Source organism: Streptomyces sp. NPDC059037 (assembly GCF_042740015.1).
Taxonomy (GTDB): Bacteria; Actinomycetota; Actinomycetes; order Streptomycetales; family Streptomycetaceae; genus Streptomyces.
On sequence record NZ_JBHYIG010000279.1, the window covers coordinates 1 to 12,670 of the forward strand.

The 12,670-nt window shown below is 69.9% G+C and carries 12 protein-coding genes, 1 tRNA gene and 1 riboswitch; of the genes, 9 read left to right on the forward strand and 4 right to left on the reverse strand.

What is annotated here, in order from left to right; genetic code table 11:
- Positions 1-136 precede the first annotated feature (136 nt).
- Together ACFWY6_RS37455 and bcp are read right to left on the reverse strand one after the other, a co-directional pair.
- A tRNA-Leu gene (locus tag ACFWY6_RS37455) sits at positions 137-220 on the reverse strand.
- Between the two features lie 61 nt (positions 221-281).
- Positions 282-749 (reverse strand): thioredoxin-dependent thiol peroxidase, encoded by a 468-nt coding sequence (gene bcp, locus ACFWY6_RS37460; RefSeq protein ID WP_360766165.1) that lies wholly within the window; start codon positions 747-749, stop codon positions 282-284.
- A 157-nt stretch (positions 750-906) separates the two neighbouring features.
- On the opposite strand from bcp, the gene ACFWY6_RS37465 reads away from it, so the two are divergent.
- The 3 genes from ACFWY6_RS37465 to ACFWY6_RS37475 all read left to right on the forward strand — a co-directional run bounded on the left by ACFWY6_RS37465 (position 907) and on the right by ACFWY6_RS37475 (position 2,141).
- Positions 907-1,236: a DUF3618 domain-containing protein gene (locus tag ACFWY6_RS37465; protein WP_384700187.1), complete on the forward strand. Its 330-nt coding sequence runs from the start codon at positions 907-909 to the stop codon at positions 1,234-1,236.
- A gap of 97 nt (positions 1,237-1,333) precedes the next feature.
- Complete coding sequence (locus ACFWY6_RS37470; protein ID WP_190080540.1) at positions 1,334-1,636, forward strand: co-chaperone GroES; 303 nt, start codon at positions 1,334-1,336, stop codon at positions 1,634-1,636.
- A gap of 72 nt (positions 1,637-1,708) precedes the next feature.
- Positions 1,709-1,773: riboswitch (guanidine-III (ykkC-III) riboswitch) on the forward strand.
- Between the two features lie 47 nt (positions 1,774-1,820).
- Positions 1,821-2,141 (forward strand): DMT family transporter, encoded by a 321-nt coding sequence (locus ACFWY6_RS37475; protein WP_384700189.1) that lies wholly within the window; start codon positions 1,821-1,823, stop codon positions 2,139-2,141.
- Here the strand turns inward: ACFWY6_RS37475 and ACFWY6_RS37480 are convergent, their stop codons facing one another.
- Complete coding sequence (locus tag ACFWY6_RS37480; protein ID WP_384700191.1) at positions 2,142-4,646, reverse strand: transglycosylase domain-containing protein; 2,505 nt, start codon at positions 4,644-4,646, stop codon at positions 2,142-2,144.
- 186 nt (positions 4,647-4,832) lie between these two features.
- Here ACFWY6_RS37480 and ACFWY6_RS37485 point away from each other — a divergent pair, with 186 nt between their 5' ends.
- The 4 genes from ACFWY6_RS37485 to ACFWY6_RS37500 are packed head-to-tail and all read left to right on the forward strand — an operon-like array spanning position 4,833 to position 8,313.
- On the forward strand, positions 4,833-5,654 hold the full coding sequence (locus ACFWY6_RS37485) for an ABC transporter permease (RefSeq protein WP_384700193.1): 822 nt from the start codon (positions 4,833-4,835) through the stop codon (positions 5,652-5,654).
- On the forward strand, positions 5,647-6,468 hold the full coding sequence (locus ACFWY6_RS37490; protein ID WP_384700195.1) for an ABC transporter permease: 822 nt from the start codon (positions 5,647-5,649) through the stop codon (positions 6,466-6,468). Before ACFWY6_RS37485 ends, ACFWY6_RS37490 begins: the two co-directional genes overlap by 8 nt.
- A 6-nt stretch (positions 6,469-6,474) precedes the next feature.
- Positions 6,475-7,479, forward strand: coding sequence for an ATP-binding cassette domain-containing protein (locus tag ACFWY6_RS37495; RefSeq protein ID WP_384700197.1), 1,005 nt, complete (start codon positions 6,475-6,477; stop codon positions 7,477-7,479).
- Positions 7,480-7,512: 33 nt separating this feature from the next.
- Entirely contained in the window at positions 7,513-8,313 is an 801-nt protein-coding gene (locus tag ACFWY6_RS37500) for a DUF1707 domain-containing protein (protein ID WP_384700199.1), read from the forward strand.
- Positions 8,314-8,405: 92 nt separating this feature from the next.
- On the opposite strand, the gene ACFWY6_RS37505 is transcribed toward ACFWY6_RS37500, so the two are convergent.
- A complete protein-coding gene (locus tag ACFWY6_RS37505) occupies positions 8,406-9,728 on the reverse strand; it encodes an SGNH/GDSL hydrolase family protein (RefSeq protein ID WP_384700201.1) in 1,323 nt (440 codons plus the stop codon).
- A gap of 429 nt (positions 9,729-10,157) precedes the next feature.
- On the opposite strand from ACFWY6_RS37505, the gene ACFWY6_RS37510 reads away from it, so the two are divergent.
- Both ACFWY6_RS37510 and ACFWY6_RS37515 read left to right on the forward strand, forming a co-directional pair.
- Positions 10,158-11,414: a DUF445 domain-containing protein gene (locus ACFWY6_RS37510; RefSeq protein ID WP_384700203.1), complete on the forward strand. Its 1,257-nt coding sequence runs from the start codon at positions 10,158-10,160 to the stop codon at positions 11,412-11,414.
- Positions 11,415-11,570: 156 nt separating this feature from the next.
- Complete coding sequence (locus ACFWY6_RS37515) at positions 11,571-12,569, forward strand: GlxA family transcriptional regulator (protein ID WP_384700205.1); 999 nt, start codon at positions 11,571-11,573, stop codon at positions 12,567-12,569.
- Positions 12,570-12,670 lie beyond the last annotated feature (101 nt).

Here is a 12,670-nt window from a genome sequence, read left to right on the forward strand (position 1 = left end):
CAGTCCTCCTACTGACTGAGCCATCTCCCCGCGGGGGGGGGGCCCGCCCCCCCCCCCCCCCCCCGGCGGGCGGGGGGGGCGGGCGCGCACAAAAAGCCCCCCCGCAGGCCCCCCCCCCCCCCTTCGTGAAGGTCCGTGCGGCCGGAGGGACTCGAACCCTCACGGGAGTTACCCCACTGGGACCTAAACCCAGCGTGACTGCCAATTCCACCACGGCCGCGTACGGCGCTCATGCTACCGGCGGGGCCATGACGGCTGACAGCGACCGTCGGACAAGAACGTCAGACGCCCAGGTCCCTGATGATCTTGGCCACGTGGCCCGTCGCCTTCACGTTGTAGAAGGCGTGTTCCACCTTGCCCGCCTCGTCGACCACGATCGTCGAGCGGATCACGCCCGTCACCGTCTTGCCGTACAGCTTCTTCTCGCCGAAGGCGCCGTACTCCTCTAGGACGGACTTCGACGGGTCGCCCACCAGCGTCACCTTGAGGTTTTCCTTCTCGCGGAACTTCGCCAGCTTCTCCGGCTTGTCGGGGGAGACGCCGATGACGTCGTAGCCCGCCGCCGCGAGCACGTCGAGGTTGTCCGTGAAGTCGCATGCCTGCTTGGTGCAGCCGGGGGTCAGCGCGGCCGGGTAGAAGTAGACGATGACCTTGCGGCCCTTGTGGGCGGCGAGGGAGACGTCCTTGCCGTCGGCGTCGGGCAGGGTGAAGGCGGGGGCTGTGTCGCCGGGCTGCAGTCGCTCGCTCATCTTCGGTCTCCTCGCGCGGGGTGCTCGTAACAACGTCTGGTGATGGAGTCGAGCGTAATAGGGGTGCCGTGGGGTGCGGTGCGGGTGGAGCTGACAGACTGTCGGGGATACGTATCAGCAGGAACAGACAGCCGGACACGACCACGGAGGCAGCGCGGTGTCGGACACGTCGGATATCAGGACCCCGGCGCAGATCGAGGCGGACATCAAGCGCCGCCGCGAGACGCTCGCCGAGACCCTCGACGAGATCGGGGTGCGGGTCCACCCGAAGACGATCGTCGGGGACGCCAAGGCCAAGGTCGCGGCGAGCGTGGACAACTCCCTCGGGCGGGTGTACGTGGGGGCGAGCAGGATCGTCTCCGATGTGAAGGGGCATCTCGTCCGTGACGACGGGGCGCCCCGGCTCGAGCGCATCGTGCCGGTGGCGCTGGTGGCCGTGGCGTTCGTGGGGGTCCTGACGCTGTCCTCGCGGCGCCGCAAGGGCTGACCCGGGATCGTACGGGCGTGCCCACGGCAGGTAGGTTCGGGGCGTGAGCGCCAACAGCAAGGGACGCGGTTCCCACGACGACAAGCTGCCCATCCGGATGCTGCACGACCGTGTGCTCGTGCGGCAGGACACCGCCGAGGGCGAGCGCAAGTCGGGCGGCGGCATCCTGATCCCCGCGACCGCCGCCGTCGGCAGGCGTCTGGCCTGGGCGGAAGTGGTCGCCGTCGGGCAGAACGTGCGGGCCGTGGAGCCCGGTGACCGGGTTCTGTACGACCCCGAGGACCGGGCCGAGGTCGAGGTGCGGGGCGTGGCGTACGTGCTGATGCGCGAGCGCGATCTGCATGCCGTGGCCGCCGATCGGTTCGAGGGGTCCGAGGACTCGACCGGTTTGTATCTGTAGGTCGTGTCAGGTAGGACGCCCAGGGCTTGAGCAAGGGGCTGGTGACCATCGTCACCAGCCCCTTTTGCGTGTCTTTTGCTACCTTGGAGTTACCCGACGAGACGCGCCGTACCGGGATTCCGCAAAGACGACGCACCCCCAAAGAAGAACGCGTTCCCGCGTTCCTGTTGCCGGAGGTGCCGTCGTGGCATGGGTTCTGTTGATCGTCGCCGGTCTGCTCGAAGTGGGCTGGTCGATCGGGATGAAGCTCACCGAGGGGTTCACGCGGCTGTGGCCGAGCGTGTTCACCGGACTCGGGATCGTCGCGAGCATGATGCTGCTCTCGCACGCCGCCAAGACGCTGCCCATCGGTACCGCGTACGGCGTGTGGGTCGGCATCGGTGCCGCCGGTGCGGCGGTGGTCGGGATGATGGTGCTCGGTGAGCCGGCCACCGCCGCCCGGATCTTCTTCGTCGTTCTGCTGTTGGTCGCTGTCGTGGGGCTGAAGGCGACCTCGGGGCACTGATTACCGGTCGGCGGAGGCGTCCCGCCTTCTGGTCGCCGAGTCGTCCGTCAGGCCGCCCAGGGCGCCTGGGTCGGTCTCGCCGCCGTCCGTGGCGCCGCCGTCGGTCTGGCCGCCCTGGGCCGCGCCGCCGTCCGTCTGGCCGCCGTCGACCGCCCCGCCGTCCGTGGCGCCGCCGTCGACCGCTCCGCCGTCCGTCTGGCCCTGGGTCTGGCCTTGGTCCTGCCCTTGCGTCTGGCCCTGGTCCTGACCTTGGGTCTGGCCTTGCGTCTGCCCCTGGTCCTGCCCTTGCGTCTGGCCCTGGTCCTGGCCGGGGGTCTCCTCCCCGCCGGTGGTCTCTCCGCCGGTCGTCGGGTCCTCGCCGATGTCCGTCGGGTCCGGGATCTCCGGTACGTCGGCGCCTTCCTCAAGGCGCAGGTCGAAGTCCTGGACCGGCTCGCCCTGCAGGGCGTCCCTGGTGAACTGCGCCCAGATCTGCGCCGGGTAGGCCCCGCCGTTGATGCGGGTCTGGCCGAGCGCCCCGTACAGCGGGGTGTGCGCGCCGGTGTTCGGGTCCTGGCCCATCACGGCGACCACCGTGGCGAGTTCCGGGGTGTAGCCCGCGAACCAGGCCGCCTTGTCCTCCTCGGCGGTGCCGGTCTTGCCCGCCGCGGGGCGGCCCGCGGCCTGTGCGGCCGTGCCGGTGCCGCCGTCGACGACGCTCTGCAGGATGGACGTGGTGGTGTCGGCGGCCTCGCGGCTCACCGCCTGCTCGGTGTTCTGCTCGGGCAGTTCGACTTCCTGGCCGTCCTTGGTGACCTTCTCGACCATCGTGTACGTGCCGTGCCTGCCGTGGTTGGCGAGCGTCGCGTACGCCTCCGTCATGTCCAGGACGCTGGCGGTGGACGGGCCGAGCGCGATGGACGGGGACGCGGTCAGGTCGGGCGTGGACTCGGGGACGCCGAGGGCGACGGCCGTGTCCTTGACCTTGTCCGAGCCGACGTCGACGGCCATCTGCGCGTAGACCGAGTTGACGGACTTGTCGGTGGCCTCGCGGACGGTGATGTTGCCGTAGTCGACGTTGTCCTCGTTCTCGGGGGCGTACGTCCCGCCGTCCCAGCCCTGCACCGGGCGCTGGTCGGTGCCGTCGTAGATGGTGTTCGGGGTGATCGTGCGGCCGTCCTGGGTGACCGAGCCGTTCTCCACGGCCGAGGTGAAGACGAACGGCTTGAAGGTGGAGCCCACTTGGTAGTCGCGGCGGGTCGCGTTGTTGACGTACTGCTTCGTGTAGTCGATGCCGCCGTACATCGCGACGACCTTGCCGGTGTCGGGGTCGATGGACGCGCCGCCCGCGCGGACGTTCCTGTCGATCTTGCGGGCGTCCTTGTCGACCTTGGACATCACCTGGTCGTCGACGGCCTTCTTGAAGGCGTCCTGGCGGTCCTTCTGGAGCGTGGTGGTGATGCGGTAGCCGCCCTTGGCGAGGGTGTCCTCGTCGACGATCTTGTTGGTCGTCAGATAGTCCTCGACGGCCTGGACGAGATAGCCGCGCTGCCCGGAGAGGCCGGAGGCGCCTTTGGCCTCCTTGGGCTTCGGGAACTTGGTGTTCGCGCGCTCGGACGGGCTGAGCCAGCCCTCCTTGACCATGCCGTCGAGCACGTAGTTCCAGCGGCCCTCGGCACGCGCCTTGTTCTCGGGGTGCGTCGCGACGTCGTACGCGTTGGGGGAGTTGAGGAGTGTCGCCAGGTAGGCGCCCTGTGCGGTGTCCAGGTCGTCGACGTCCTTGCCGAAGTACGCCTGGGCCGCGGCCTGCACGCCGTACGCGTTGCGCCCGAAGTAGCTGGTGTTGAGGTAGCCGGCGAGGATGTCGTCCTTGCTCACCTCGCGGTCCAGCTTGATCGAGATGAAGAACTCCTTCACCTTGCGGGTGACCGTCTGTTCCTGGCCCAGGTAGTAGTTCTTGACGAACTGCTGGGTGATCGTGGAGCCGGACTGCTTGCCCTTGCCGGTGACGGTGTTCCAGGCGGCGCGGATCATCGCCTTGGGGTCGATGGCGGACTCGCTGTAGAAGTCGCGGTCCTCGGCGGCCAGCGCGGCGTGCTGGACCTTCTTGGGGATCTGGCTGAGGGGTACGTTCTCGCGGTTGACCTCGCCGTCGCGGGCGAGCTGGGTGCCGTCGGCGTACAGATAGACGTTGCTCTGTGCGGTGGCCGCCGCGTTGGCCGGGGGGATGTCGACGATGAGGTAGCCGGCGACGAAGCCGCCGACGCAGAGCAGGATGATCAGGATGAAGCCGCCGAGGACCATGCGCCAGGTGGGGAAGATCCGCCGCCAGCCCTTGCGCTTGGGGCGCTTGGGCTTCTTGCCCTTCTTGCCGGTCTGTCCTGTCTGTCCTGTCTGCCCCTCGGGTCCCGGCGCGTCCGCCGGGCCTTCAGGGGTGCCGGAGGCGCCAGGGGTGTCCACAGGTTCGCGGGGCGCCCAGCCCTCGGGCCCTTGGGCACCCTGCTGCTGCGGCTCGTCGCTGCTCATGTCTGGTGGAACTCCCGGTTCGCGTCGTACGTCACGTACGCCTCGTACGAGCCATTGCACACTGTCGATTCGCGCGTTCCGCGCCAGGCACGCGCCGGGCGTGGAAATTGCCTGGCACGGGCGGCATCGACCGCACTAGGCTCCGACCCTTTGGCCCGGAACTGGGCAAGGCTCTCGCTAAAGGGGATGCGTGTGCGCACAGGACGGTTCCGCTTGTACGCGGCCGTCGCCCGGGGAGGGTTCAGGCGGTACGCCACCTACCGGATCGCGACCCTGGCCGGGGTCTTCACGAATACCGTCTTCGGGCTGATCCTCGCGTACACCTACATCGCCCTTTGGGATGAACGGCCGGGGCTCGGCGGCTACGACCAGGCGCAGGCCCTGACGTTCGTGTGGCTGGGGCAGGCGATGCTCACGGTGATGGCGTTGATGGGCGGCGGTTTCGAGGGCGAGCTCATCGAGCGGATCCGGACCGGGGACATCGCGATCGATCTGTACCGGCCCGCCGACCTGCAGGCCTGGTGGCTGGCGAGCGATCTGGGCCGGGCGCTGTTCCAGCTGCTTGGGCGGGGTGTCGTGCCGATGGTGGTCGGCGCGCTCGTCTTCGAGCTTGCGCTGCCCACGGATGCGCTGCGCTGGCTTGCGTTCCTGGTGGCGGTCCTGCTCGGCATGGTGGTCAGCTTCGCGATCAGGTTCCTGGTGGCGCTCTCCGCGTTCTGGCTGATGGACGGCGCGGGCGTGTCCCAGATGGCGCTGCTGGCGGGCACCTTCTTCTCGGGGATGCTGCTTCCGCTGAACGTCTTCCCGGGCGCGCTCGGCGAGTTCGCCCGCGCGCTGCCCTGGTCGGCGCTGCTCCAGGTGCCCGCCGATGTATTCCTCGGCAAGCACACGGGCGTTGATCTCCTTGCGACGTACGCCTTCCAGATCGGCTGGGCGGCGGCGCTGCTCACGGCCGGGCGGCTGCTGCAGGCCGTGGCGACGCGGCGGGTGGTGGTCCAGGGTGGCTGACCTGGCGCAGCTGCGCAGCGGGCTGCGGGCCTATCGGCTGATCTCGGCCATGTGGATCCGGTCCCTGATGGCGTACCGGATGTCCTTCGCGATGACGGCGTTCGGCAACTTCGCGGTGACCGCGTTCGACTTCGTGGCGATCCTGCTGATGTTCTCGCAGGTGGACCGGCTGGGCGGCTACTCGCTCGCCGAGATCGCCTTCCTGTACGGCACGTCGTGCACGGCGTTCGGCCTCGCGGATCTCGCGATCGGGTCCGTGGACCGTCTCGGCAGGCGGGTCCGCGACGGGACGCTCGACACGCTCCTGGTGCGCCCTGCACCGGTCATCGCGCAGGTCGCCGCCGACCGCTTCGGGCTGCACCGGCTCGGGCGGGTCACCCAGGGGGCGCTGGTCCTCGCGTACGCGCTCGTGGTGCTTGACATCGACTGGACCGCGCTGAAGGTCCTGATGGTGCCGATGATGCTGCTCGCCGGTGCGGGGATCTTCGCGGCGGTGTTCGTGGCGGGCGCGGCCTTCCAGTTCGTGGCGCAGGACGCCGCGGAGGTGCAGAGTGCCTTCACATACGGCGGCACCACGCTGCTGCAGTATCCGCCGACCGTCTTCGCCAAGGAGCTGGTGCGGGGCGTCACCTTCGTGCTGCCGCTCGCCTTCGTGAACTGGCTGCCCGCGCTGTACGTGCTGGGGCGGCCCTATCCGCTGGACCTGCCGACGTGGGTGGCGTTCACGCCGCCGCTGGTGGCCGCGGGATCTCTTGCCCTGGCCGGTCTCGCCTGGCGGGCGGGCCTTCGTTCGTACTGCAGCACAGGGAGCTGAACTGCCGTGGAAGCAGACCTCATTGAGCTCGACGGCGTCGAGAAGGTCTTCGACGTACGCAAGAAGACCGGTTTCCTGCGGCGGGCGAAGCACGAGGTGCGTGCCGTGGACGGCATCTCCTTCACCGTGTCCCGCGGCGAGATGGTCGGCTACATCGGGCCGAACGGCGCGGGCAAGTCGACGACGATCAAGATGCTGACGGGGATTCTGACGCCGAGCGGCGGGCGGCTGCGCGTCGCGGGCATCGACCCTTCCCCAAGCTCTCGACTTCGCTCGAGCAGGGGAGGCCCCACTCGTGAGCGGACGCGCCTGGCCCAGCGCATCGGGGTGGTCTTCGGGCAGCGTACGACGCTGTGGTGGGACCTGCCGCTGATCGACTCGTACCGTCTGATGCACCGGATGTACCGGATCCCGGACGCCCGATACAAGGAGAACCTGGACCGGTGCGTCGAACTCCTCGAACTCGACGCGCTGTTGGACGTCCCGGTGCGTCAACTCTCGCTCGGGCAGCGGATGCGCGGCGATATCGCGGCGGCGCTCCTTCACGATCCGGAGGTCCTGTACCTGGACGAACCGACGATCGGCCTGGATGTCATCAGCAAGGCCAAAGTCCGGGAGTTCCTGCGGGACTTGAACGCCGAGTCGGGTACGACGGTCCTGCTGACCACGCACGACCTGACCGACATCGAGCAGCTCTGCAAGCGTGTGATGGTCATCGACCACGGGCGTCTGATGTACGACGGTGCCCTCGCGGGGCTGCACGAGGTGGGGGAGAGCGAGCGCACCCTGGTCGTGGACCTGGAGCGTGAGCTCTTGCCCATCGAGGTCGACGGGGCGCGTGTGGTGAAGGTGGAGGGGCCGCGGCAGTGGCTCGCCTTCCCGGCGGCGGAGTCGGCGGCTCCGCTTGTCGCGCGGATAGCGGCCGAGTATCCGCTGGCCGACCTCTCGGTCAGGGAGCCCGACATCGAGGCGGTCATCGCCAAGATGTACGCGGAGAAGGTGACTTCGTAGGCTGTCCTTCATGAGTCTCGTAGGCTGCTCCGCATGAGTGAAGAACTCCCCGAACTCCGGGCATCCGACGCCGACCGCGAGCGGGTCGCCGAACAACTCCGGGACGCGATGGCCGAGGGCCGCCTCGACATGACGGAGTTCGAGGAGCGCCTCGACGCGACGTACAAGGCGCGTACGTACGGCGAGTTGGCGCCCATCACCCGCGATCTCCCCTCACACCCCGGCCGGGTGTCCATGGTGAAGCGGTCGGTGAGCGACGACCCCGACGCCATCGACTGGGCCGAGCGGATGGGCGGCGAGGCCACGTCGACCGGCGCCTTCGCCTTCTGGAGCGGCTTCACCCGCAAGGGCGGCTGGACGGTCGGGCGGACGTTCACCGCGTTCGCGATGTGGGGCGGCGGCGAGATCGACCTGCGCGAGGCGCGGTTCGCGACGCGCGACGTCGAGATCCGCTGCTACACGATCATGGGCGGGCTGCAGGTCGTCGTGCCGCCGGAGATGAACGTCGTCGTCAAGGGCTTCGGCATCATGGGCGGCTTCGACGACAACGCGACGGGCGTGGGCACCCCCGACTCCCCGCGCGTCCTCGTCAAGGGCTTCGCCCTGATGGGCGGCGTCGGCGTGGACCGCAAGGTGCGCAGGCAGGAGAAGCTGCGGCTCAAGGAAGAGAAGCTGCGGATGAAGGAGCGGCGGCGCCGCGAGCGCCTGGAGCGCCGCGAGGAGTGGCGCGAGATGCACGCGGAGCGCAAGCGCCAAGCGATCGAGCAGCGTCACCGGAAGGGCGATTCATCGCACCCGTCGCCCGGGGACTACGGCGGCGGAGGCGGCGAGTAGCACCGGCGCAGGCGCGATGAGCGCCGGGAGCCGGAGTGAGCGTTCGGGGGTGCCGGGGGCGGGTTGGACCCCCGGCCGGCCTGGTCCGCTGTCTACAGCTCGGCGGCCGCGGAGCCCCGCAGGTGCGCCAGGTTGAACGTCTCGGCCATCTTGCGGTAGCCGGCGTCGCTGGGGTGCAGGTGATCGCCCGAGTCGTACTGGGCGCGCAGCTTGCGGGGGTCGTACGGATCCCGCAAGGCCTTGTCGAAGTCGACGAACTCGTCGAAGACCTTGCCCTCCCGGATCTCCTTGTTCACGGCCTGCCGCACGTTCTCCAGCTCCGTCTCGTACCCCCGGTGTCCGCCGAACGGCATGAGCGTGGCCCCGACGACCCGCAGCCCGCGGGTGTGCGCCTGCCGGGTCAGCTCGCGCAGGCCCTCGACGATCCGGTCGGGGTCGTTCTGGTGCGGGTTACGGAGGATGTCGTTGACGCCGAGCGCGATCACGACGGCCTTGACACCCGTTCGGTTCAGTACGTCCCGGTCGAAGCGGGAGAGGCCGCTCGGGTTGTCGGCGGGGGTGCCGTTGCCGTCCGAGAGGACGCGGTTGCCGCTGATGCCCTCGTTCACGACGCCGTAGCGCGGGGCGCCCGACTCGTCGCGCAGCCGGTCGGCCAGTGCGTCGGTCCAGCGGGCGTTGGCGCCCATGGTGGAGGAGATGCCGTCGGTGAGCGAGTCGCCGAAGACGACGACGGTGCCGTCCGACTCGTTGCTCAGGACGTCCACGGCCGACAGATAGCGCCACGAGGTGCTCTGCTGGGCGAACGCCTGGCCGTTCGGGTCCTCCGTACGGTCGCCGTCGGCGACGAAGCTGACCTGGCGGGCGTGCGGGTGGAAGGTGACCGGGCCCGACGGGGTCGGCGAGAACGTCGTGACCAGCAGATCACCGTCGTGCGGCACCCGCAGCCGGACCGCGTCGCTCATCACCTGCTCACCGGCGGGGATCACCACCGACGTGTTGCCGTTGAAGTTCAGGCGGCGCAGCGTGCCCGGCGACACGGCCGGGTTGTTCGACCCGGCGGCGACGGCGATCGAGGCGTGCGTGATGCTCAGCGGCTGCCGGCCGTACAGGTTCGACAGGGTGATGCGGGCGCTGTCGCCGCCGACGCTGGTGTGCACGACGTTACGGATCGTGCGGCCCGCGAAACCGCGCTGATGCGTGTTCGGTTCGGCGGCCGCGGGGGACGCCGCCCAGGTGCCGACCCAGGTGCCCGCCGAGGCAGGCGCCGCGGAGTTGCGCGGAGAGCGCGGACCCGCGCTGATGGTGTCCTGCGAACCGTCGTCGGTGCGCGACACACCGACGTATATGGCGGCAGAAATCACCACTATCACCGCGAGGACCGCGGCAAGCAGGGCATAACCGTGACGCTTGGTCATGCGGGCTGTGTCTCCTCGAGCAGGGGGAGCCCGAGGCTCCGATGTGATCACCCCATGATGCGTCATGGGCCGTGAGGCGGCCGACACTGCCCCCCTCCGACCAATGAGACGCCGGGAACTTGTCGTCCGTTCCAGGAGTCGTCAGGAAGGGACGCGCTCGCCAGGAAGGGACGCGCAGAGATGGGGACAATGCGGATGAGGACGACGCGAACGGGCCAGGTGGATTGAGTGGATCGTACGGAACCATCAAATCCGGAGGATGCGGCAGCGGCGGCACGGGCTGCGCAGGTGGCGGGAGTGTCTGCGCAGGTGTCGGAAGCGGCGCGGTCGGCTGAAGCGGCGCGGTCGGCTGAAGCGGACACTGGGCAGCATGCCCGCGGGCCGCGCCCTTCACGCGCCGCGGACGGCCCGGCGCGCGGCGGCGGCTTCATGTACAGCCCCGCCGACGAGGAGAAGCGGCGCGGTGTCCGCCGGATGAAGATCACCGCCACGGGCCTCCTCGTCTTCGTCGCACTCGTCTACGTCCTGGCGAAATGGGCGCAGAACTCTGGCGCCGGAGCCTGGGCGGGCTATGTCGCCGCGGCCGCAGAGGCGGGCATGGTCGGCGCGCTCGCCGACTGGTTCGCCGTGACCGCGCTCTTCCGCCACCCGCTGGGCCTGCCCATTCCGCACACGGCCATCATCCCGAACAAGAAGGACCAACTGGGCGCATCGCTCGGTGACTTCGTGGGCGAGAACTTCCTCTCGTCCGATGTCGTACGCGACCGGCTGCGCGCCGTCGGCATCGGCGGCCGCCTCGGCAGCTGGCTGGCCGAGCCCGCGCACGCCGACCGGGTGACGGCCGAACTGGCGACGGCGCTGCGCGGAGCCTTGACGGTCCTGCGCGACTCCGACGTCCAGGCCGTCGTCGGCGAGGCCATCACGCGCCGTGCCGACGCCCAGGAGATCGCGCCGGGCATCGGCAAGATGCTGGAGAAGGTGGTCGCGGACGGCGGCCACAAACGCGTCGTGGACCTGGTCTGCGTACGCGCCCACGACTGGCTGGTGGAGCACGACGAGTCGGTCATGGACGCGGTGCAGGGCGGCGCCCCCGGCTGGACCCCGCGGTTCGTCGACAGGAAGGTCGGCGAGCGCGTCTACAAGGAACTGCTCCGCTTCCTCGCCGAGATGCGGGACATGCCGGAGCACCCGGCGCGCGGCGCGGTCGACCGCTTCCTCGCCGACTTCGCCGCCGACCTCCAGTCCGACTCCGACACCCGCGAACGCGTCGAGCGCCTCAAGCGGGAGGTGCTCGGCCGCGGCGAGGTGCAGGACCTGATCGCGTCGGCCTGGGCCGCGGTACGCCAGATGATCGTGGCCGCGGCGGAGGACGAACGCAGCGAGCTGCGCCTGCGGGTGCGGGCGGCCCTGCTGTCGCTGGGCGCGCGGATGTCGACGGACGCGCGACTCCGGGAGAAGGTCGACGGCTGGGTCGAGGGCGCGGCGGTGTACGTCGTCACGACGTACCAGAACGAGATCACGTCCCTGATCACGGACACGGTGGCGGGCTGGGACGCGGAGCACACGTCGAAGAAGATCGAGGCGCATATCGGGCGTGACCTGCAGTTCATTCGGATCAACGGCACGGTGGTGGGGTCGTTGGCGGGGTTGGTGATCTATACGGTTTCGCGGGGGGTGGGGGCGTGAAGATTTCAGCCCGTCCGGCGTTTGAGGACGAACTCGGCGGAGCCGGTGATTGACGGTGCGCATCGGTCCCGGCGGAGCCGGCCCGCGGCGGAGCCGCAAATGTCACGGTCGGGAAGGGGCGGGGTCGGGGAAGGAAAGTGCTGTGAGGATCACCCCATGAGTGCCGAGCCCACCACCCGCACCCCCCACAAGCTCGCAGTACTCGTAAGACACGGCGTACTCCCCATGGAGCTGGGCCTGATCCACCAGCTCTTCGGCAACGCCCGTTCCCCCTCAGGAGCCCCCCTCTACAAGCCCCTGACCTGCGCCCTGACCCCCGGCCTCATCCGCACGGACGCCGACTTCCCCATCTACGCGGAACACGGCCCCGAGGCCATCACGACCGCCGGCACGGTCATCGTCCCCGCCTCGCACGAGGAGGACGAGTCACTCCTGCCGGGCGCCCTGCCACCGGCCCTCGCCGCAACGCTCGAGTCCGCCACAGGCGCCCGCGCCCGCATCGCCTCCATCTGCACCGGCGCCTTCGTCCTCGCGGCAGCCGGCCTCCTGGACGGCCGCAGGGCGACGACGCACTGGCTCTCCACGGACCTGTTCGCCCGCACCTTCCCGACCGTCACGGTCGACCCGGACGTCCTGTACGTGGACGAGGGCGAGGTCCTCACCTCGGCAGGCGAGGCGGCCGGCATCGACCTCTGCCTGCACATGATCCGCCGCGACCACGGAGCGGCGGTGGCGGCGGACGTGGCCCGCCGTACCGTCGTACCCCCACATCGCGAGGGCGGCCAGGCCCAGTACATCCGCCGCCCGGTGGCGGAACCCCGCACGGCGTCGACGGGCCGGGCCCGCGGGTGGGCCCTGACGCGCCTCGGCGAGCCGCTGACGCTGGCCGAGTTGGCGGCACGCGAGTCGATGAGCGTACGCACCTTCAGCCGCCGCTTCCGCGAGGAGACCGGCCTGACGCCGATGCAGTGGCTGACCCAGCGCCGGATCGACCGGGCGAGGGCGCTCCTGGAGGAGACGGACCACACGGTCGACCGCATCGCGACGGACGCGGGCTTCGGCACGGCGGCGTCGCTGAGGCAGCACTTCCAGGCGGGGCTCGGGGTGTCGCCGGGCGCGTACCGGATGACGTTCAGGGGAACGCGGGGCGCGTAAGGGGGGGCGGGGCGGGGCGCCGTCAGCCCCGCCGTCGATCTGAGTACGCGTTCTCTGTCCGCCCCGCCGCCCCCCCCCGCCGCCGCGGACGCATGAAGGCA